Here is a 19,394-nt window from a genome sequence, read left to right on the forward strand (position 1 = left end):
CGCAGTTGCAACTTCGGCGATGTTTCTGACTTGTCCGGTCAGATTGCCTGCCATCAAGTTTACCGAATCTGTCAAATCTTTCCACGTTCCAGCCACTCCTCTCACTTCTGCTTGGACGCCGAGTTTTCCTTCCGTTCCTACTTCGCGTGCAACTCTTGTTACTTCACTAGCAAATGAGTTGAGTTGATCCACCATCGTGTTGACGGTGTTTTTCAACTCTAAAATTTCCCCTTTTACATCAACTGTAATTTTTTTAGATAAGTCGCCGTTTGCTACTGCGGTCGTGACTTCGGCAATGTTTCTGACTTGCGCTGTCAAGTTACCTGCCATGAAGTTAACTGAATCGGTCAAATCTTTCCACGTTCCCGCAACTCCCGGAACTTGTGCTTGTCCGCCTAATTTTCCTTCTGCACCTACTTCTCTTGCAACTCTGGTTACTTCACTAGCGAATGACGATAGCTGATCCACCATGATGTTGACGGTGTTTTTCAGCTCTAAAATTTCCCCTTTGACATCAACTGTAATCTTTTTAGATAGGTCGCCGTTTGCTACTGCGGTCGTGACTTCGGCAATATTTCTTACCTGTGCTGTCAGGTTGCTTGCCATTGAGTTTACCGAATCTGTCAAATCTTTCCAGGTGCCGGCAACTCCTCTAACTTCTGCTTGTACGCCTAATTTTCCTTCCGTTCCTACTTCGCGTGCAACCCTGGTTACTTCACTCGCGAAGGAGTTGAGTTGGTCAACCATTGTGTTGACCGTATTTTTTAGTTCTAAAATTTCGCCTTTAACATCTACTGTAATTTTTTTAGATAAGTCGCCGTTTGCTACTGCGGTGGTTACTTCGGCAATATTTCTGACTTGGGCTGTCAAATTGCCTGCCATCATATTGACGGAATCGGTGAGGTCTTTCCAAGTGCCGGCTACTCCGGGAACTTCTGCCTGGACGCCCAATTTTCCTTCGGTTCCTACTTCGCGGGCGACGCGGGTTACTTCTGAGGCGAAAGAAGATAATTGCGTCACCATTGTGTTAACTATTTGGGCAGTTTGGAGGAATTCTCCTTTGAGGGGTCTGCCTTCTATTTCTAAGGCGATCGTCTGCGATAAGTCTCCATTTGCAACAGCACGGATGACGCGGGCTGTTTCCGATGTTGGTTGCACTAAATCTGTGATTAGAGTGTTGACAGAATTTACGCTTTCTGCCCACCCACCACCAGCCGAACCTAATGACGCTCTCTGAGTAATTTTACCTTCTTTACCGACAACTGTGCTGATGCGCTCCAGTTCTTTGGTCATTCTTTCATTCAGTTCGATAATATCGTTGAGGGCATCGGCGATTTTTCCGGCTATGCCTGTTTTCTCGATCGGCATCCGAACAGCAAAGTTACCTTTTTTTACGGCTACCAGCGTTCTCAGCAGCTCTTTAGTATCTAAACTATCTGAGTCATCCTTAGTTAACTGTTCGGTTGCCATAGCTTTATCCTTTAGGTACTCATTATTGTTGTATCCAGTCCGGCATGAGAGTGTCTGCCGGATCGCCAGTCCTCTTCCACAATTGTGGCGCATGAGATGGCAATATTTTCAACTGCCTTATCAGCCTCCAAATATAAATTCGGAGAAAATTTACCCAGATCGCGTGTTGGCTGATGAATTATATCGTTTCCGGTGGATTGCGGCTCAGTAGGCTTAAGTCGGAGAGACAGATGTGAGACAAATATTAACAAATTCGATACAGATCGACAGCGTGTAGTTTGCTGGTGAGGCTGCTTAAAAATAAAATATTTCTGCTCCACCAGCCGGAATAAGACCATCTAATTCTAATAGCACCCTATTATCTGAGCAGAAAACGGTAAAGCTTTCTTTTCCTTTTTGCTGACTTCGGCAGCAATATTTAACGCTGCCCCGAAATCACTTTTGAGGAAGGGCTGCTAATACTGCACTTTGTACTGCTGAACGCACTGCTTATAAACTGGGTATATACATAGGTAGGTTTAGAGTCTAAAAAGGGAGATGATAAAATCTTTGTTCTATAAAGGGACAGTTTTAAATCTTTCTTTAGATAGAAGTTATGTAAAAAAGTCAAAATTTCCCGGTTCTGAGGTCTGGAGGAGTCTGAGTTCATATCTTCCTGGGGTTAGTTGTGCCTAAAAGCACAACATAAGCAAACATACCTTAGCAATCGGTCAATCGGTAGATAGTGCTTAACAACGATCGATAGCCTTTTTGCAATGACCGTCATGTTAAAAAGTGAGTTGCTCTGTCGTAGCTTAATGCTGCTTTGCTTTGGTACTGCTTTTTTATTACTGCTCGTGCAATGGCAAATTGCGGAATCGACGCCAGACAGAGGACAGACAGAGAAGGGGGAAGCTTCTGACCAGATAAGTATTTATGATGACAGCCCAAAATTTGTTTCGCTACCTCAGTATGGCCCTGACAATATAGCATTGGCAAAGAGCGTGCGTTTGGTTGTGGATTTGAGCGATCGCCGCGTCTATCTCTACGAAAATGATAAGTTGCAAGTTAGCTATCCGGTTGCTGTCGGTCAGGAAGGCTGGCAAACGCCTCTAGGCTCTTTCCGAGTGCTGAGAATGCAAAAATACCCGGTATGGCGACATCCCATCACCGGGGCTGTTTTAGGGCCTGGGCCCGATAATCCTTTAGGAGCTAGATGGATTGGTTTTTGGTCGGACGGACGCCTGGGGATCGGCTTTCACGGCACAAATCAAGCCGAACTCGTGGGGCAGCCTGTATCCCACGGTTGCTTGCGAATGCGCGATCGCGATATCCAGGCTCTCTACGATCGGCTGAGTTTGGGTACGCCGATAACGGTTAAAAACTAACGGCCATCACCCCAGGATAACGGGACTGCTGTTCTAGAATTCTGGTTTTTGCTCAAATGAGGGAGCATATGCCTCTAGTAAGGAGCTTACCTGCTTGAGTACATCTTTGCTTTTGCCGATCGCTTGCCGGGAAGGATCTAATTGGGGTTGGGCCAAGTTGCGGACGATCGCCTCGCGGACTTGCTGAGTAATCAAATCCTGAAGTTCTTCCCTAGCACGCTGACGTTGATAGTTGGCACCTTCTTCTGTAGTAGCGTACAGAGGAGGCAGTCGGTTGAGCGCGTAAGCGGCTATATCGCCCACATCTAAGGCACGATTGCTAGTAGCTTCTATTTCCGCCACTCTTGAGATTGCTTCTGTCAGCACCAACTCTTCCATCACGTTAATGAACTGCTTGCGCGGTACCGCTACTACTTCACCGGTCAACAGCGACCCCATCAACCGATCCAGGGCCATATACTCTTCTATGGAAAGCTCGGAGGCAGTGTCGCAGATGCGTGCCACTTCCGCTTCCATCGCAGGTGTCAAATAACCATCTTGTAGCGCCTGCTCGACGATTTTTTCGATAGTCATAACGATGCCTCCGAAGCGGGAAACACAGCCATTTCAGTGCTGAAAGGAAAGCGAGATAGCGGTTTTAACCGCTGACAAACTGGTATAATTACTGTTAGCAAAGAACCAATCGCTGCGCCGTTAGCCAGTCGGTAGGCACTTTGGCGTGAGATACTTCGCCGTAAGGTTTGCAGTAACGTCAGGGGTCTGAAATAAACGCAAATTGGGGAGCGACAAACAGAACCCGGACAGCGACATAGGACTAAGGGGTTCCAGCCTTGAATCCTAGACTGGGTAAAACTTCTGGGCTGCGTGTACATATAGGTAAGCTCAATGAGGAAACTCGGAGAGTCTAGAGGCAATTGACACCGCCTTGATGCAGAAAGCTCTCGCCTAACTGTTAGATTCGTGACACTGTATTGCATAAATACTTGACGGTTGAAATGGTCAAAGCTATGGGAGGGAGTATGGTTAAAAATCAAACTACGGAGTCTGATTTTCTTGTCAAGAATCTCCGTCGCTTTTAGCGCGGAGAGTGTCAAAACGCCTCTATCGTTCTTAGACACCCCTTCGACTATCCCACCTCGCCCCGATGCCGCTTAGCTCCAGAAGTTTCGATCCTGGCAATCGATCGAAAACTCTTACAGGAGTCTAGCAATAAATCTCGCTCCTTATCGCTTTTTCCTGTTTGGCTCGCTGTGGTTTGGTGCAATTTAGTAAGATCTTGAAGGTAGTGCATTTTATATATCTCATCAAACAACTAGCTTATTCAATTCCTTGATATCGCCAAGGTGTTGGATCGACGCAATCTCCGTTTACGTATAATCCCCAGTGTAAGTGAGGACCTGTTGAAGCACCGGTAGAACCGATCGCACCAATGACTTGACCTGCCTGTACTAAATCTCCTTCCTGGACGTTGATGCGACTCAGGTGCAGAAATATACTGGTGACGCCTTGACCGTGATCGATGCCGATCGTGTTGCCGTGCAGTCGGAACCCTTCAGAAACTCTTCCTACCAAAGCTACTCGACCGCCTGCTGGAGCAACTACTGGCGAACCATATCCACCAGCATAGTCTACTCCGCGATGGTAGTAGTCGTTCGCAAAGACGCCGTTGTAGTAGCGGCGCACTCCGTAAACGGTGCTGATTCTACCGCGATTTGGGGCTACAAATGGCCCATTCCAGTATTTTTCTGGAGTTACGAGCTTTTTAAACGCGCTGACGCGGTTTAGTTCGTGCTGTGTCGGTTCTGTTCCTCCTCCAGATAAGCGGATGCGTTGGGTGGGGAAAGAACGGGAGGCTACCTGTACCGTAAGATTCTGCACCTCCGGACCGGCAGTAACGCGAATAAGCCGAGATCCAGGTTTTTCTAAAGGTGTTGTTGGCACTAAAGCGCGAAAACGGGACCCTACCAAAAACGTTTGGTAAGTTTTGTCTCCCACTGTTACAGTCGGAGTGCTGTTAATTTCTGGATTTTGCTGTATAAATACGACCAAGGTATCGCCTAGTTTGGGATTGGCTGGTGCCACCTCGACTTGGAGGGCTCGTGCTGGCGTTCCCAGCATAGCAATAGTAAGGGCAAAAGCTAAACCTATCTGTAGAGCGAAAGGTCTGGTGAGGCGACGCAGCACTTTTAACAGAGCAAAATTAATTGCGACCCCTCTGAACCGCAAATCTGCTATTTTTTTCCAAAAATGTCTCGACAGTCTAATGGTACTCATAATGCTCACTATTGGTTTTCCATCGGCTCTCTAGACTAGCGTCTTAGCCATACCAGTTCCAACTGCCGAATTATAGCCTCACCATCTGTAGCTCTAGGAAAACTTTTCCAAGAGTACAATCAGGGGTTCTCTCTCTCGTTTCCTAAATTTTAGGTGATGGGCTTGACATAAGCGATCGCGTGTCGCCACACAATTGACGATCGATCGCTTTCATCGATCAGACCGATGCAAAATTGATCTTGCCAGCGCAACTGACCGCTTAACATTTCACCCCCGATCAGTTTTACTTCTACCTGTTTTTGTTCTTTAATCATATTTTGAATTTGACGAGAGCTCGGCAATCCACTATCGAATCCGCTAGGCATAAGTTTGCTACTCTAAACGTGTGTAACCGTGCATTTTACAATGATTACTTAAGTTATTTATGCGATCGACTGCTATCTTTAGAATGCTTTCACAAAACTTGAGAGCTTATCTACCCCATTAAGAGCGAGGATAATTTAATGGCCATCGAGTTCGCTAAGTATCACGGTTTGGGAAATGACTTCATTTTGATTGATAATCGCACTTCGTCCGATCCAGTTTTAACACCCGCACAGGCGGTAACGTTATGCGATCGCCACTTTGGTATCGGTGCTGATGGTGTAATTTTTGCTCTGCCAGGGCTTGACGGTACTGATTACACGATGCGAATTTTTAACTCGGATGGCTCCGAACCGGAAATGTGCGGCAACGGCATTCGTTGCTTAGCTCAGTTTATCGCTGAATTGGAGGGAGTCTCAAATCAGGAGCGCTTGTATCGCATTCACACTCTTGCCGGTCCGATCGCGCCTTCGGTGCGATCGAACGGTCAAATTACTGTTGATATGGGGCTACCGCGACTTTTAGCTGCCGAAATTCCCACTACGCTTTGTTCTGGCGACGAAAAAGTCATTAACCAACCTTTGGAAGTGGAAGGAAAATCTTGGGATGTCACCTGCGTCAGTATGGGCAATCCCCACTGTATAACGTTTGTCGAAGATGTCACAGCGATCGCCCTGGAAACTGTTGGGCCTAAATTTGAGCATCACTCGGTTTTCCCGCAACGCACAAATACGGAATTTATTCAAGTGGTAGAGCGAGATTATTTGAAAATGCGAGTGTGGGAACGCGGTGCTGGGGCAACGATGGCTTGCGGAACAGGTGCTTGCGCTTCTTTGGTGGCGGGGGTACTGACGGGAAATTGCGATCGCAAAGCTACTGTTGAGCTACCCGGTGGCCCTCTGGAAATTGAATGGTCGGAAGTTGACGGGCGAGTTTACATGACTGGGCCAGCGGAGAAAGTTTTTGTAGGCAAAATTCACCCCCAGGTTTGATAAACTATGCAGGATCGATCGCCGGAACAACTTCCCCGTCTCATCACTACTTCAATCAGCCATTACTGCGAAAAAGTTCGATGGGCGCTAGAACGGCTCAATATTCGCTATATCGAAGAGCGCCACGCGCCGCTTTTTCACCGACTGGCTACAGCTCGCAATGGGGGACGATCGGTTCCTATGCTTGTCACTGAGGCGGGTACTTTCAGCGATTCCAGTGACATTTTGCAATACATTGATGGGATGTCACCCGTGAGCGCAAAGCTGTACCCTGCCGATCCCAAATTGCGCCAAGAGGTGGAAAAGCTCGAAGATTGGTTCGATCGCCAACTTGGGCCCAGCACCGGGGTGTGGTTCTACTTTTATTTACTCGATCGGGACAAGCTGATATTGCGATTGTTCTGTGAAGGTGTAGAGGCGATTGAGGCGGAGTTGTTTCCTGTTGTCTTTCCCTGCATCCGGGAAGCGATGGAACAAGCGATGGAAATTACGCCAGACTCCGCCGCCGAATCGCTCGATCGAATTAACAGCATTTTCGAGACTGTCAACGAGCTGCTTGCGGATGGGCGTAAATACTTGGTTGGAGATAGCTTTTCAGCTTGTGACCTCACATGGGCTTGTCTGACTGGGCTTGTCCTCATGCCTGCCGAATATGGCACAAAATTACCTCAATTAAGCGAGATTCCGGGGGAAATGGTGCAGGCGATCGAGCATTTCCGCGCAACTCCAGCCGGAGTTTACGCACTGCGCCTATTCCGCGAGGAACGCCATAAATAATTGGTTGTTTAGTTTTTAGTATGTCGATTTTGGGAGTGGGGGAGTGGGGGAGTGGGGGAGTGGGGGTGCAGGGGAGAGCATTAAAACTACTTCTTTTGTTTCCCAATAATCAAATTTAAATGCCCAATAGCTTATTATATCCTGTCCGGTTGCATCGGTAGTGTAAGATTTATGCTCAAGATTATCTGTGGGATATCGGGGTTAAAATTTAACCACAGATGAAAACAGATAAATACAGATGAACACAGATGTGATGGCAAATTTTTGACGCTACTGATGTAATCTGTCATTATATCAATCATCGAGAAAAAGATTGATAAATTCTCCATAAGCTTCTTTCATAGGTAATTCATCATCAACTTTGATGCGGCGTCTTTCAGTCATAACAGTTTTATTTTCAATTGGGTTGAAACCTTCTTTTTCGTAGGTTTCCCAGTACAAACCAACGCCTCGACGCTGCCAAGTTGGTAAATCGTTAAAATTTATCCCATTTTGAAATAACAATTCGTTTTTGAAGGCTACTGATTGATTTTCAAGAGTAGTTGTTGCTTCGGTAACGCTTTTACCGGATTTACGCAATGTCCAATAACTCCAACCATTTAAAGCGCAACGAGTCGCATCGGCTTGACGCCATCGAAAATAATCAATTACTTGCGATTTGTTTGCACCCAGCCAAACGCGACTGTCGAAATTTACTATAGTTTGGGCGGCGTGAGTGAATGCGGTGCTGGCAATACTGGCAGAAATAGAAACAATTTTTTCTAAACTGCGATCGAACAAATCCCATTCTGGATGAAACAGCACAGAAATTTCATCGCTTTCTGTATAGGCGTAAACACCTTGGAGTTCTTCCAATAACGCCTTGGCAGTTTGTACCATCAGTTCGTGAAACTTGCGGTCAAACGGTTTCTCGAAGCGCGACTCAGTGAACCTGGAAAAACTGCGTCCATCTACACGAATTACAATCCACGCGCCTGGTATCAGACGCAGGGAGTGGAAGTATTCGAGCGATCGCATTTTTTTCTCAAAGTTATCGCTATCCATCCTTCACCTCATTTTCTTGCCACTCGCGCACATCAAAATTAAAGTTTTCAGCTATCCGCACGTAGAAAAGCCGATCGAACCCTTCCCTGTAAGAAGGACGTGCTAACTTTTTAAGTGTCGCGTAAATTGCCACATCTGACACTTTCGCCTTACCCGTGCGTTGCTGGTTGCGATCGTAACAATGTTTCGCGACTGACTGAAAATAGTAACCGATAATTTGGGCATCGTACATTTTGCCTAGCTGAATTATAGATGCGCGACCTTCAACACTGGCATTGGTGTTATCTAAAACTACCGATTTTCCCTCTTTTAGAGACGCTTCAATCAGTTGTGCTTGCCTTCTGGCTTTGTTTCTGTTATTACGCATCAAATCCTTGCTGACAAGATCGTGAGTTTTGGCAAAATGAGTGCGGAAAAATGTACTTTTTCCAGAAGCTTGCAAACCAATAAAAATAATCAGTTCCATATTTGATGGGAAAAGGAGCTAGGGAAAAGAGAAAAGGCAAAAGGAGAACTTTTGACTTTTGACTTTTGACTTTTGACTTTTGACTTTTGACTTCCCCAGCCCCTAGCTTAAAGCTGTAACTCTTCGATCGAAGCATTTAAACCGTTGCTGTTAAGCTTTTGTAGCATTTCCTCAGCTTCAGTTCGATCGCTATAAGCACCCACCTGTATGACCGCTCGTCCATTGGAAAGAGTCCGAAAAGCTCCCGGTACGAGCGATCGTACCAGTCTCTGCTGACGCGCACTTCCGACATCGACAATCACGCGGTAACGCAAACCAAGTGCTACCGCACGGCTGGTAGAACTGGGACGGGGGGAGTATCTGCTTTCTTGCGGAAGCGGATTATCCTGAGATATCGCTACTGAAGGTAGGTTATTGGTATTGGCAACCGGAATTTCCGACCCGGGAACGGGTAGCAACCCTGCTTCTACGCCTTGATCTGGAAGCGTACCTCTACTTTGTCTGACAGGCTGTGTAGAAAAGTTTGCACCTCTATTATCTTCTCTTGTGGAGGAGAAAGAGGGGAGTGAAGGGGATACATCGCTGGATCTGGGTGGCGGTGCTGTAATCTCCACCGGCTCTGTTTGGTTGGCTGGTGGCGGTACGATCGCAGTAGGACTATTGGGAAGCCGCGAGTTTGGAATAGTTTGCCTTACTTGCACCGGTTCGCCCGAAGATAAAGGTGGAGGAACGGGAATTTGTACAGCACCACCCGATCCGGAGGGAAAATTATTTGTTGACCTTGTTTGTGTAGGGTTAGGGATAATAGTGGAGATCGCGGTCGGTGGCGGTTCGACATTTTCCGGTGCAGCGGCGACGATCGTTCCTGATAGATCCAAGCGTCCGCTTATACGACCTCCTGCAAGTTGATTGCCAAAGGCGGGAATAGTTTGAGTGGAAGTTTTACCGTTGATGTCAAGGCGACGGTTGTTGCGAAAAACGTTGCCGCCCGGTTGCTGCGCGATGCCCAAATCGGGACGGGCTTCACCGATCGCTACTACACCATCTCGGCTATTTTCTTCAATGGTATTGTTCCGCAATACAGGTTGAGCTTTGTTCTGCACCACCACACCGTCTATATTTTGGGCGATGCGATTGCCAACCAGCATCGGTGTGGCGGTATGACCGATATTAATCCCAAATCCAGTCCTTTCAAACACATTTTCCCGCAGTTCCGGTTTAGAGGTGTTGTAGATGGTAATGCCGTTAGCACCGTTATCGGCAAAGTAATTGTTGCGAATCACAGGCGCACTGCTGCCGGTGACAGAGATCCCGTCATGGGAGTTACCGATAAAAGTATTGTCACTGACCAGAGGACTGCTGAATTCTATCCACAAACCATAACCTCGTCGGTTGGAGTTGGTGACTGTGACTCCCACAATTGCCGATTTATCTGCTGCTAAAATGGCGATGTTTTGGCGAGCAAACGTGCGACTGATGAATTGCCCACCTCCTTTAACGATCGCATTACGGCCTTTATTGGCGGGGTCGCCTTGGATGCTGACCCCAGGCTTGAGGATAATTGGAAAAGTTTCGCCGCTTTCAGAGCTATAGGTTCCCGGTGCGAGGACAATCGTGGTGTTGGGTTGGGCTACCCGCAGTGCTTGGGTGATGGTTTTGAAAGGAGAACCGTTACTGCCGTTGCCAGCTGTATCGTTACCGCTGGCGGGATTGACAAACAACTGGGTTGTTTGGGAGGTACTCTGGGCTAATTCTACAGATGTTCTCTGTATTGGGAGTTGCGCGATCGCAGCGGTGTTGACCCAAGGACACAGGGCGATCGCTATTCCCACTGTTGCCAGCGTTCCTAATTGGCTGTATTTGTTTTTATCTGAGATGCTGGTAGGGATTGGTTTTAATGAATAATTTTTTCGCTTCGGGTATAAGTGTTTTAAATTCATATGTCGCTATCCTCCTGGCAGTTAGTGAAGGTAAAAGCCAAAACTTGGCTTGTGGCGAACCCCTGATATAAACGTAGGGGCGGGTTTAGTCAGATCGCTCCCATCACAAGTCTATGGTTGCAGTACAAAACCCACCCGCACTCAATTGTCAATAGTCAACAGTCATTTGTCAGTTGTCATTTGTTTGACTGATATTATGATACGGATATGTATGGTGTACGGATAAAAAAAATCACAGATGACACTTGACCGACGATCGAACAGAATAATGTGGAAATTTTCCAGTACAATCATTGCACCAGCAACAGCGATTTGAAAAATTTGCTGAATGTTGACATAATTACAATCTCTATTACCCACTGCCGCAAATAAGAGTGGAGTTGTTCCGATGGGCGATCGATACGAGCTGAAGAAGCCATTCCCAAACTTGCCCGCACAAGCACAGCCTGCTGTTTGCCGAATCCTAGATGCCAACTTAGACCGAGCTCGCGAAGGTTTGCGAATCGTGGAAGAATGGTGTCGCTTTGGTTTGGACAGCAGCGAGTTGGCTGGTGAATGCAAGCAACTGCGGCAGGAAATAGCGAAATGGCATACTCAAGATCTGCGGGCTTTTCGAGATACTCTGGGCGATGTGGGCACAGATTTATCTCATCCGCAGGAAGAAGAACGCGCTGGCATTCAGCAACTTTTGCAGGCTAACCTTTGCCGCATAGAAGAAGCGCTGCGGGTGTTGGAAGAGTACGGTAAGCTTTACCACCCGGAGATGGGGGCAGCGTTTAAGCAGATGCGCTATCGAATCTATTTGCTGGAAAGCAATTTGCTGGGTTATCAGCGTCAGCAGAAGTTGCTCCGCAGTCATTTGTATTTGGTAACCTCTGAGTCGGAAAATTTGTTTGCTGTTGTGGAAGCTGCTCTGCAAGGCGGATTGACATTGGTGCAATATCGGGATAAAGACGCAGATGATGATGTGCGGGTGGAGGCAGCACAGAAACTGCGCCAGTTGTGCCGACGGTACGAGGCGTTGTTTATTGTGAACGATCGCGTCGATCTGGCTTTGGCGGTGGATGCCGATGGCGTACACTTGGGACAGCAGGATCTGCCGATCGCTATGGCGCGACAGTTACTCGGCCCTCATCGCATCATCGGTCGTTCTACCACAAATCCCGATGAAATGCGACGAGCGATCGCAGAAGGTGCCGACTACATCGGCGTGGGGCCAGTCTACGAAACCCCCACTAAAGTTGGAAAAGCAGCCGCAGGTCTGGAATACGTGCGCTATGCGGCTCAGAATGCCTCTGTCCCCTGGTTTGCGATTGGGGGTATCGATCCGACAAATCTTAACGATGTACTATCGGCTGGAGCAGAGCGGATCGCTGCGGTCAGAGCCATTATGGAGGCAGAGCAGCCAACTTTAGTTACACAGTATTTCCTCTCTCAGCTATCTCGCCTGCAAACGCTGCGAGCTTTGAAAGCACAGTTGCCTCAGTCTCATGTCTAGTCCAATAACCTTACGAGTTAACGGGGAATCCCGTACTTGCCTTGCTCAAACTAAGTTACCGGATTTGTTAGCACAGCTCGGTTTCCATCCCCGTTTGATAGCTGTGGAGTACAACGGCGAAATCCTGCACCGTCAGTTTTGGCCGGAAACTCAGGTGCAGGACGGCGACAATATTGAAGTTGTTACCATCGTCGGTGGCGGCTAAGTCAAAAGTCAAAAAAGGGACTGGGGGTTAGGGGTTAGGGGTTAGGGAAGAGGGAGAGGGGAAAGTCACTCAGTCAAAAGTCAAAAGTCAAATATTAATTCTTTCGCTCCCCCGCGACCCCACTCTCCCGCGACCCCGCGACCCCGCGACCCCACTCCCCCACTCCCCCACTCCCCCACTTGCCTGTTATTTTTGACTTTTAACTTTCTTGAGGTACGGATATCTACCCAGCATCCGTCCTGCGATCGCTGCCCTGTGGCGATCGAAAGCGTTAAATTAGAAATGTGTAAAGATGCGTTAACAAAAATTTGCACCAGCCAGAAACACTGGAGTGTTACTTTCAAATGAGCTGAAATAGGCTTGGTTTTATGTACAAAAAACTGCTTTCCACTATCAAACCGCTTCTGAAACCTGTGTTAATTGCTGGCCTTGTGCTAACCTTAGCGCTGGGTCAAGCTGATGGAGCTTTGGCCGCTCGTACTGGTGGTCGAATTGGCGGCGGTTCTTTTAGAGTACCCAGCCCCACGTACACATCTCCGCGTACCTACGCGCCACCATCGGGAGGGTATTATTATCCTGGCGGTGGATGGGGAGGTGGATGGGGATTTCCCTTCCTGATACCATTTTTTGGCATTGGAGGCGGGTTTGGCGGTTTATTCACTATTCTGATATTTATTGCGATCGCCAACTTCTTGGTGCAAAGTTTCCGTCGCATCGGTTCTGGTGAAAGTACCGAAATGACCTACAGCAGCAATCCTGCCGTTTCGGTAGCGCGTTTGCAAGTCGGTTTGTTGGCGAACGCACGCGGTCTGCAAAAGGAACTCGATCGCATTGCGGAAACTGCCGATACCAATTCCGGCGCAGGTCGCGCTGAAGTGTTGCAGGAAACTACTTTAGCTTTGCTGCGCCACCCCGAATACTGCGTCTATGCCGGTGCTGAAAGCCAGCAAACTCGTTTAGAAGCCGCAGAAGCTCAGTTTAACCGCCTTTCTCTGGCAGAACGCAGCAAATTTACGGCAGAAACTCTCTCCAACGTTAACAATCAACTGCGGCAAGCTAATTCCCAAACAGCTTTACCAGGAGAGGAAACGTCTGGCGAACTGGCTAACCTGAGCGAAGGGCCAAGTCAATACATTGTCGTTACTTTGATCGCCGCTACACTGAGTAAGCTGCAATTGCCAACAATCAATAATTCTGAGGATTTGCGTCAAGCCTTGCGCCAGTTCGGTGCTATTCCCGCCGACCAATTGCTGGCAATGGAAGTTCTCTGGGCACCCCAAGCAGAAGGCGATACTCTCACTTCTGAAGACATGATTGTCGAGTATCCAAACTTGAAACTGATTTAGCGACAATCGAATTTTAAATAAAAAACAGGGGTTGGACTTAAGCCCCTGTTTTTTTGCTTAGCTTTTACAGTGATAATTCCCAAGGACTTTACCTCACTGCTCTCTTCATTTCGCCAAAGTTGTAGATGTTAATTCATGCTTACAATTTGCATATTCTGGCTCCTTATGTGTAAATATTTTATGTTCTGGTTTGCCATCTTCTGCATAAGTCTCGCCGACTATCCATAAAGGCCACAATAAACCAATCCAAAGGCTGGATAACTTACTATAATTGGGGTTTAATTCGGAACTTTCAGCATTTGGCTTTAAATTGTTCAAGCAAGCTAAATAACAAACAGACCCGGAGAAAAAGTAAGTTGTTGCAGAGAAGGCTAAAAGTATTGCACTCATCTTCAGTACCTTGAAAAATCTTCCTACTTGTGTACCAATATTGACCATCCAGCCCAAAAAAACCTAGTTTTTATAGAGTTGCTGAAATTAGTTGGGATATAATTCCTAAAATCTGCTTCTGAACAAGATTCCGTGACTGGAAATTAACTGTCGGACTTGAGTATTAAGTGTAATTGCTGAGCTTTTGATTTTTTTTCAACTATCGTAAATATACGGTGAATTTTCCAGAAATTGTTCGTGCAAATAAAGTTTTTACAAAATCTTTGCTCAATCTTCATCTAAACTTCATAAAATAAATTATATGAAGGTATGAAATTACTTCCCTCAATGGATGAGATATGGAAGCGTCATTCGATTCGGGCACGGGGCTAACTGCCTCTGCGTCCGTGCCCCTTCTCAGTTAAATTACTTATAGCTTTTTTGTGTGCTTTGGTAGCGGAGATATTCAGCCAGAAAAGCGACTACCCCGGACACCACCATAAGTACAACGCTGAGTGCGTTGATGTCGGGTCTTACCCCCGTGCGGATGCGGCTGAAAATTTCCATTGGTAGGGTATTGGCACCGCTACCGGCTGTGAAACTGGCAATCAGAAAGTCATCTAAGCTGAGAACAAAAGCGAGGAGACAGCCAGAGATAATACCGGGCATTAGTTGGGGTAGCAACACTTTGATGAAAGCTTGGGCTGGCGTAGCGCCCAAATCAAGGGCGGCTTCTTCTAGGTGGGGGTCTAAGTCTGCCAGTCGGGTAGAAACGACTACACCTACGTAGGCGAGGCAGAAAACGACGTGAGCTGCAACGATCGTCCACAAGCTGAGACGAACTTGTATGACTGCCAAAAATACCAGGGTGGCGACGGCGATCGCAATATCTGGAATAATTAGGGGCAGGTACGATATCCCCATATATAAAGTTCTGCCAGGAAATCGGTAACGCGCCAAACCAACAGCCATCAACGTACCGATGACAGCTGAAATACCGACAGCACAAAAAGCTACGATCAAACTATTTTGCAAAGCTGCGATAATCCGGTCATCGTTGAACAGCTTTTGATACCAATCGAGGGTGAATCCCTCCCAATTAGCGCTGTAACGGGATTTATTAAAACTGTAAAACGCCAGTACCAGAATGGGAAGGTACATGAAAAAGTACATTAGCAGGGAGAAAAGCGCCTGCCAAGAAACGGGAGATTTAGCGATAGACGGAGATTTGTTCATTGCTTGGGGGAGAGGGCGTCGGGACTAGGGGCCAGGGGCTAGGGGCCAGGGGCTAGGGGCCAGGGGTTAGAGACAAAGAGTAAATTTCTAGTTTTGACTTTTGACTGAGTGACTTTTGACTTTTCTAACGTGTGGCGTTTCGATCGCCGAATTTGAGCAAAAGTGCGATCGCAATACTCACAGCTAAAATTAGCACCATACTGAGAGCCGACCCAAAACCCCAGTTCTGAGTTGCACCTAAAAATTGGTTGTAAATCAAACGCGATATGGTCATACTGGAAGCGCCTCCCAACAATTCCGGGTCGATGAAATCGCCCACACCGATAATTAAAACTAGCAATGAACCGGCCACAATTCCCGGCATTGTTTGTGGGACTGTCACCTTCCAGAAAGTTTGCGCTGGATTTGCTCCTAAATCAGCTGATGCCTCTAGCAAACGCCGATCCAATTTTTCCAGAGAAGAGTAGAGAATTAATACCATATAAGGTAAATAGCTGTAACTCATCCCAATTAAAACCGCTGGCCAGTCGTTAAGCAAATTCCAGGGTAAAAGTGGCAAGTGGGGTAGTAAAAATGGTATGTGGAAATTAATCAGGAACGAGTTGCAACTGTCAATTAACCAGTTGAGAATGCTGAGTAATGGATTGAGTACGGGTTGTAAAAATGAGTTAATAACTCCGCTCGGACGCAGAATCGTGATCCAAGCATACGATCGCAACAGCGATGAAGTCCATAAGGGTAAAACAAAACCCAACAGCAGCAAATTTCGCCATTGTTTGGATGACATGACTGCAATCCAGTATGCAACTGGGAATCCCAGCACCAAACAAGCTATTGTGGAACCACCTGCAAAAAATAAGGTTCGTCCCATCACTTGCAGGAAAGTCGGATCGAACTTAGCTGGCAAGCATTTTTCAAATCCAAACGCCCTGCAAAAGTTATCCAATCCGGAAGGATTGACCACTTGTCCGGGTCGAATATCTGGCACCAAACTTAGCTCAAAAATGATCAAAGTTGGCAACACTAGCAACAGCAGCAACCAAATGCCTGCCGGCCCTAGAAATATGAGGGGTTCCGCTAAGCGATCGAATATAGAGGCTAGCTTCGATTTAGCAGGTGGTGCAGGTGTATTAGAACGAGAGGAAATTTGGGTAGACACAGGCATTTATAAAGTAAAAAGTCTAAAATCAAAAGTAAAGTAATGGGCTTTTTTTAGCTGCTAGTTAACTGAGTCCAATAGCGATCGAAAACTTCGCTAAATTTCCCCAGCGGTTCGATTATTTCACAATTTTGCAGCAGTTCGGGTGGCGGATACAAGGTAGGATTATCGCGAGTTTTAGGAGACATTAACTTGAGCGCTTCTTGATTTGCTGTAGGAAAGTTAAGTCGATCGCAAACAAAGGCAGCCACTTCCGGTTTTAGCATAAAATTTATCCAAGCATAGGCAGCATCGGGATTGGGAGCAGTTTTGGGAATCGCCATCGTATCCGTCCACACAGAAGTACCGCTTTTAGGAATAAGATATTGCAAGTCGGGGTTTTTTTGTGCCACATTTACAGCATCTGCGGAATAACCCATTGCTACCAGCAAATCTCCAGCCAACAATTGCTCTCGCCAAGCGTCTGTTGTAAAAGATGCGATCGCACTTTTGAGAGCCTTTAATTTTTGGTAAGCTTGTTGTAGTGCTTCGGGATTTGTCGAATTGTAAGAATAACCCAGCATTCGCAAAGTCGCACCCATTACTTCTCGCACATCATTAACTAACGTTATCCGTCGATAAAGTAGCTGCTGATTTTCCCATAGATAATCCCAATCTTCGGGAGGTTCTTTGAGTTTTTTGCTATTGTAAATTAAGCCAGTAGTTCCCCAGGCGATCGGTACGCTGTGACTGTTATTCGGGTCGTAACTTGGATTATGGAACTGCGGCAAAAGGTTTTGCCAACCTTCAATGCGGTGGCGATTCAATTTTGTCAACATCCCCATTTCCAACATCTGGCAAACCATGTAGTCAGTGGGATAGAGTACACTGTAAGTTCCACCGCCTCCTGCCAACATTTTAGCTAGCATTGTCTCGTTGGAATCATAGACATCTGCCACTACTTTTATACCAGTTTCAGCGGTAAATCTGCGTAACAGCTTGCGATCGAGATATGTAGAAAAACTGTAAATATATAAAATATCAGAATTTATTGATGGGGTGGGTGTCGGTCTCACCTCAGCTAGAGTCCATCCACAACCAGAAAGTAGCAATCCTGAAAATGACGCTGCTGTTTTTAAGAAGCGACGTCTGTTTGGATATAGCTTAAATTTTCTAACCTCCTCGCTCATTTACTAAAATCCTTTTTAACGTTTTTTAGCTGCTAGTTAACTGAGTCCAATAGCGATCGTAAACATCATTAAATTTTCCTAACGGTTCAACTCTTTCACACTTTTCTAACACTTTTGCCGATGGATATAAGTTAGGATTGTCGCGAGCTTTGGGCGATAATTGCTTAATAGCCGATTGATTGGGAGTCGCAAAATTCAGCCGTTCGCAAACAGACGCAGCTACAGCAGGTTGTAACATAAAATCTATCCAAGCATAAGCAGCATCTGGATTGGGAGCAGTTTTAGGAATCACCATTGTATCTGTCCACAGAGAAGTACCGCTTTTAGGTATTGCGTACTGTAAGCTAGAACTTTCTTCAGCAACTTCCGCCGCATCAGCTGAATAACCCATAGCAACAAACAAGTCTCCCGCGACAATTTGTTCTTTCCAAGCGTCTGTTGTAAAGGATGCGATCGCAGGTTTGAGCGCCTTTAACTTTTCGTAAGCTTGTTGGATTTGCTGCTGGTTTGTCGAATTATAAGAATAACCCAGCATCCGCAAAGTTGCGCCCATAACTTCTCGAACATCGTTCATCAAAGTCATTCGTTTGGAGAGTAGTTGCTGGTTTGACCAAATATAGTCCCAATCTTCTGGAGGAGTTTTTAACTTTTTGGTATTGTAAATCAAACCTGTTGTTCCCCAGCTCATCGGTACGCTATGACGATTGCCTGGGTCATAACCGGGATTTTGAAATTGTGGCAAAAGATTTTGGAGATTATTGAGACGATCGTGTTCTAATTCCGTCAGCATTTTTAGTTCTAACATTTGGCGAACCATGTAGTCAGAAGGGTAAATTACGCTGTAAGCTGCACCTCCTCCCGCTTGCATTTTAGCCAACATTGTCTCGTTGGAATCGTAAACATCTGCCTCTACCTTTATACCAGTATTAGTGGCAAAGGTTTTGAACAACTCTTCATCCGTATAGCCAGAAAAAGTATAAATGCGTAGAGTGCCAGAAGAGTTTTGTTCGGCAGTAGTCGGTCGCACTTGTGCCAGCGTCCAACCACAACTGGAAAGTGCCAATCCAGACGTTGCTGCTGCTGCCGTTTTTAAGAATCGACGTCTGGTTTGATATAAATTATGTAGCTGCAAATTAGTCATTTTTCACTAGCCAATATTCATGTTTGCGCTGCAATTGACATTGGTGATTTCAAATTTTAACTTTCAAATTGCCAATTATAAAACCAACTTGGAAATTTTAAATCTGAAATTTGAAATCCCGAATTACCCATTTCCCATTTCCCATCACCAATAACCAATTAACAGTATCTTACAGATTGTTCTAAAGCTAACGGTTCACCGGTTTTAGCGTCCGTGTTTTGGCACGCAAACATCAATTCAGGAGAAATTTTTTCAAATTGCAGTTTATTCCCCTCACGTCTGAGCAGGTAGCCGCGCAGTTCTTTGTAAGGTAACTGAGTGAACTCATCAATTTCTGAAGTAAAAGATCGCAGTATCAGAGACCCGGAAGGATTGCAACCTTCCATCACTTTCTCGATAAATATTTTTTTGACACTGCTGTGGTAGCCGTAGTTTACTTTATCGGCTTCTCGCTGTAAGTCAACGACAAATGGTTCTCCATCGCTACCTAAAAAGGTGGCGATCGCCGTTGACTGGCAGTGGTACTCTAACTCTTGTAAAAACCGCTCTAGTGTCATTTGTCAATAGCCATTTTTCAT

22 protein-coding genes are annotated in these 19,394 nt (G+C 46.3%); 7 read left to right on the forward strand and 15 right to left on the reverse strand.

Going from position 1 to position 19,394, the window contains the following annotated elements; genetic code table 11:
* On the reverse strand, positions 1-1,470 hold a 1,470-nt coding region (locus ACE1CD_RS24095; RefSeq protein ID WP_374798093.1), incomplete at its 3' end, for a HAMP domain-containing protein.
* A gap of 25 nt (positions 1,471-1,495) precedes the next feature.
* Between ACE1CD_RS24095 and ACE1CD_RS24100 the strand changes: the two genes are divergently transcribed.
* Positions 1,496-1,681, forward strand: a complete 186-nt coding sequence (locus ACE1CD_RS24100; RefSeq protein WP_374826486.1) for a hypothetical protein — start codon at positions 1,496-1,498, stop codon at positions 1,679-1,681.
* A 544-nt stretch (positions 1,682-2,225) separates the two neighbouring features.
* Positions 2,226-2,837, forward strand: a complete 612-nt coding sequence (locus ACE1CD_RS24105; protein ID WP_374826487.1) for a L,D-transpeptidase — start codon at positions 2,226-2,228, stop codon at positions 2,835-2,837.
* A gap of 33 nt (positions 2,838-2,870) precedes the next feature.
* Here the strand turns inward: ACE1CD_RS24105 and ACE1CD_RS24110 are convergent, their stop codons facing one another.
* The 4 genes from ACE1CD_RS24110 to ACE1CD_RS24125 all read right to left on the reverse strand — a co-directional run bounded on the left by ACE1CD_RS24110 (position 2,871) and on the right by ACE1CD_RS24125 (position 5,476).
* On the reverse strand, positions 2,871-3,410 hold the full coding sequence (locus ACE1CD_RS24110; RefSeq protein WP_374826488.1) for a late competence development ComFB family protein: 540 nt from the start codon (positions 3,408-3,410) through the stop codon (positions 2,871-2,873).
* Positions 3,407-3,709 (reverse strand): hypothetical protein, encoded by a 303-nt coding sequence (locus ACE1CD_RS24115; protein WP_374826489.1) that lies wholly within the window; start codon positions 3,707-3,709, stop codon positions 3,407-3,409. The genes ACE1CD_RS24110 and ACE1CD_RS24115 overlap by 4 nt, the downstream gene beginning before the upstream one ends.
* A 445-nt stretch (positions 3,710-4,154) precedes the next feature.
* Positions 4,155-5,111 (reverse strand): M23 family metallopeptidase, encoded by a 957-nt coding sequence (locus ACE1CD_RS24120; RefSeq protein ID WP_374798083.1) that lies wholly within the window; start codon positions 5,109-5,111, stop codon positions 4,155-4,157.
* Positions 5,112-5,260: 149 nt separating this feature from the next.
* The gene (locus tag ACE1CD_RS24125; protein WP_374798081.1) at positions 5,261-5,476 is read right to left on the reverse strand and encodes an RNA chaperone Hfq; all 216 of its coding nucleotides are present in this window, start codon (positions 5,474-5,476) and stop codon (positions 5,261-5,263) included.
* 138 nt (positions 5,477-5,614) lie between these two features.
* On the opposite strand from ACE1CD_RS24125, the gene dapF reads away from it, so the two are divergent.
* Together dapF and ACE1CD_RS24135 are read left to right on the forward strand one after the other, a co-directional pair.
* Positions 5,615-6,466, forward strand: coding sequence for a diaminopimelate epimerase (gene dapF, locus ACE1CD_RS24130; RefSeq protein ID WP_374798079.1), 852 nt, complete (start codon positions 5,615-5,617; stop codon positions 6,464-6,466).
* A 6-nt stretch (positions 6,467-6,472) separates the two neighbouring features.
* Positions 6,473-7,243, forward strand: coding sequence for a glutathione S-transferase (locus ACE1CD_RS24135; RefSeq protein ID WP_374798078.1), 771 nt, complete (start codon positions 6,473-6,475; stop codon positions 7,241-7,243).
* A 294-nt stretch (positions 7,244-7,537) separates the two neighbouring features.
* Here ACE1CD_RS24135 and ACE1CD_RS24140 read toward each other — a convergent pair whose 3' ends face one another.
* The 3 genes from ACE1CD_RS24140 to ACE1CD_RS24150 all read right to left on the reverse strand — a co-directional run bounded on the left by ACE1CD_RS24140 (position 7,538) and on the right by ACE1CD_RS24150 (position 10,693).
* The gene (locus tag ACE1CD_RS24140) at positions 7,538-8,287 is read right to left on the reverse strand and encodes a tRNA(His) guanylyltransferase Thg1 family protein (protein WP_374798077.1); all 750 of its coding nucleotides are present in this window, start codon (positions 8,285-8,287) and stop codon (positions 7,538-7,540) included.
* Positions 8,280-8,753: an AAA family ATPase gene (locus ACE1CD_RS24145; protein ID WP_374798075.1), complete on the reverse strand. Its 474-nt coding sequence runs from the start codon at positions 8,751-8,753 to the stop codon at positions 8,280-8,282. The genes ACE1CD_RS24140 and ACE1CD_RS24145 overlap by 8 nt, the downstream gene beginning before the upstream one ends.
* A 107-nt stretch (positions 8,754-8,860) precedes the next feature.
* Entirely contained in the window at positions 8,861-10,693 is a 1,833-nt protein-coding gene (locus tag ACE1CD_RS24150; protein ID WP_374798073.1) for a DUF1565 domain-containing protein, read from the reverse strand.
* A 388-nt stretch (positions 10,694-11,081) separates the two neighbouring features.
* Between ACE1CD_RS24150 and ACE1CD_RS24155 the strand changes: the two genes are divergently transcribed.
* Complete coding sequence (locus ACE1CD_RS24155; protein WP_374826490.1) at positions 11,082-12,191, forward strand: thiamine phosphate synthase; 1,110 nt, start codon at positions 11,082-11,084, stop codon at positions 12,189-12,191.
* On the forward strand, positions 12,184-12,396 hold the full coding sequence (gene thiS, locus ACE1CD_RS24160; protein ID WP_374798069.1) for a sulfur carrier protein ThiS: 213 nt from the start codon (positions 12,184-12,186) through the stop codon (positions 12,394-12,396). The genes ACE1CD_RS24155 and thiS overlap by 8 nt, the downstream gene beginning before the upstream one ends.
* A gap of 80 nt (positions 12,397-12,476) precedes the next feature.
* Here the strand turns inward: thiS and ACE1CD_RS24165 are convergent, their stop codons facing one another.
* Positions 12,477-12,740: a hypothetical protein gene (locus tag ACE1CD_RS24165; RefSeq protein WP_374826491.1), complete on the reverse strand. Its 264-nt coding sequence runs from the start codon at positions 12,738-12,740 to the stop codon at positions 12,477-12,479.
* A 24-nt stretch (positions 12,741-12,764) separates the two neighbouring features.
* Here ACE1CD_RS24165 and ACE1CD_RS24170 point away from each other — a divergent pair, with 24 nt between their 5' ends.
* On the forward strand, positions 12,765-13,742 hold the full coding sequence (locus tag ACE1CD_RS24170) for a DUF1517 domain-containing protein (RefSeq protein ID WP_374826492.1): 978 nt from the start codon (positions 12,765-12,767) through the stop codon (positions 13,740-13,742).
* A gap of 105 nt (positions 13,743-13,847) precedes the next feature.
* On the opposite strand, the gene ACE1CD_RS24175 is transcribed toward ACE1CD_RS24170, so the two are convergent.
* From ACE1CD_RS24175 to ACE1CD_RS24200, 6 genes are all read right to left on the reverse strand, one after another.
* Complete coding sequence (locus tag ACE1CD_RS24175; RefSeq protein WP_374826493.1) at positions 13,848-14,132, reverse strand: hypothetical protein; 285 nt, start codon at positions 14,130-14,132, stop codon at positions 13,848-13,850.
* Positions 14,133-14,537: 405 nt separating this feature from the next.
* Positions 14,538-15,347, reverse strand: a complete 810-nt coding sequence (locus ACE1CD_RS24180; RefSeq protein ID WP_374826494.1) for an ABC transporter permease — start codon at positions 15,345-15,347, stop codon at positions 14,538-14,540.
* 124 nt (positions 15,348-15,471) lie between these two features.
* Positions 15,472-16,512 carry an ABC transporter permease gene (locus tag ACE1CD_RS24185; protein WP_374798059.1) on the reverse strand — a complete coding sequence of 347 codons (1,041 nt, stop codon included), beginning with the start codon at positions 16,510-16,512 and terminating at the stop codon, positions 15,472-15,474.
* Between the two features lie 47 nt (positions 16,513-16,559).
* Complete coding sequence (locus tag ACE1CD_RS24190; RefSeq protein WP_374826495.1) at positions 16,560-17,675, reverse strand: PotD/PotF family extracellular solute-binding protein; 1,116 nt, start codon at positions 17,673-17,675, stop codon at positions 16,560-16,562.
* A gap of 25 nt (positions 17,676-17,700) precedes the next feature.
* On the reverse strand, positions 17,701-18,816 hold the full coding sequence (locus ACE1CD_RS24195) for a PotD/PotF family extracellular solute-binding protein (RefSeq protein ID WP_374798055.1): 1,116 nt from the start codon (positions 18,814-18,816) through the stop codon (positions 17,701-17,703).
* Positions 18,817-18,974: 158 nt separating this feature from the next.
* Positions 18,975-19,373, reverse strand: coding sequence for a hypothetical protein (locus ACE1CD_RS24200; RefSeq protein ID WP_374798053.1), 399 nt, complete (start codon positions 19,371-19,373; stop codon positions 18,975-18,977).
* Positions 19,374-19,394 lie beyond the last annotated feature (21 nt).

The organism is Aerosakkonema sp. BLCC-F183 (assembly GCF_041929145.1).
In the GTDB taxonomy this organism is placed as follows: Bacteria; Cyanobacteriota; Cyanobacteriia; order Cyanobacteriales; family Aerosakkonemataceae; genus Aerosakkonema.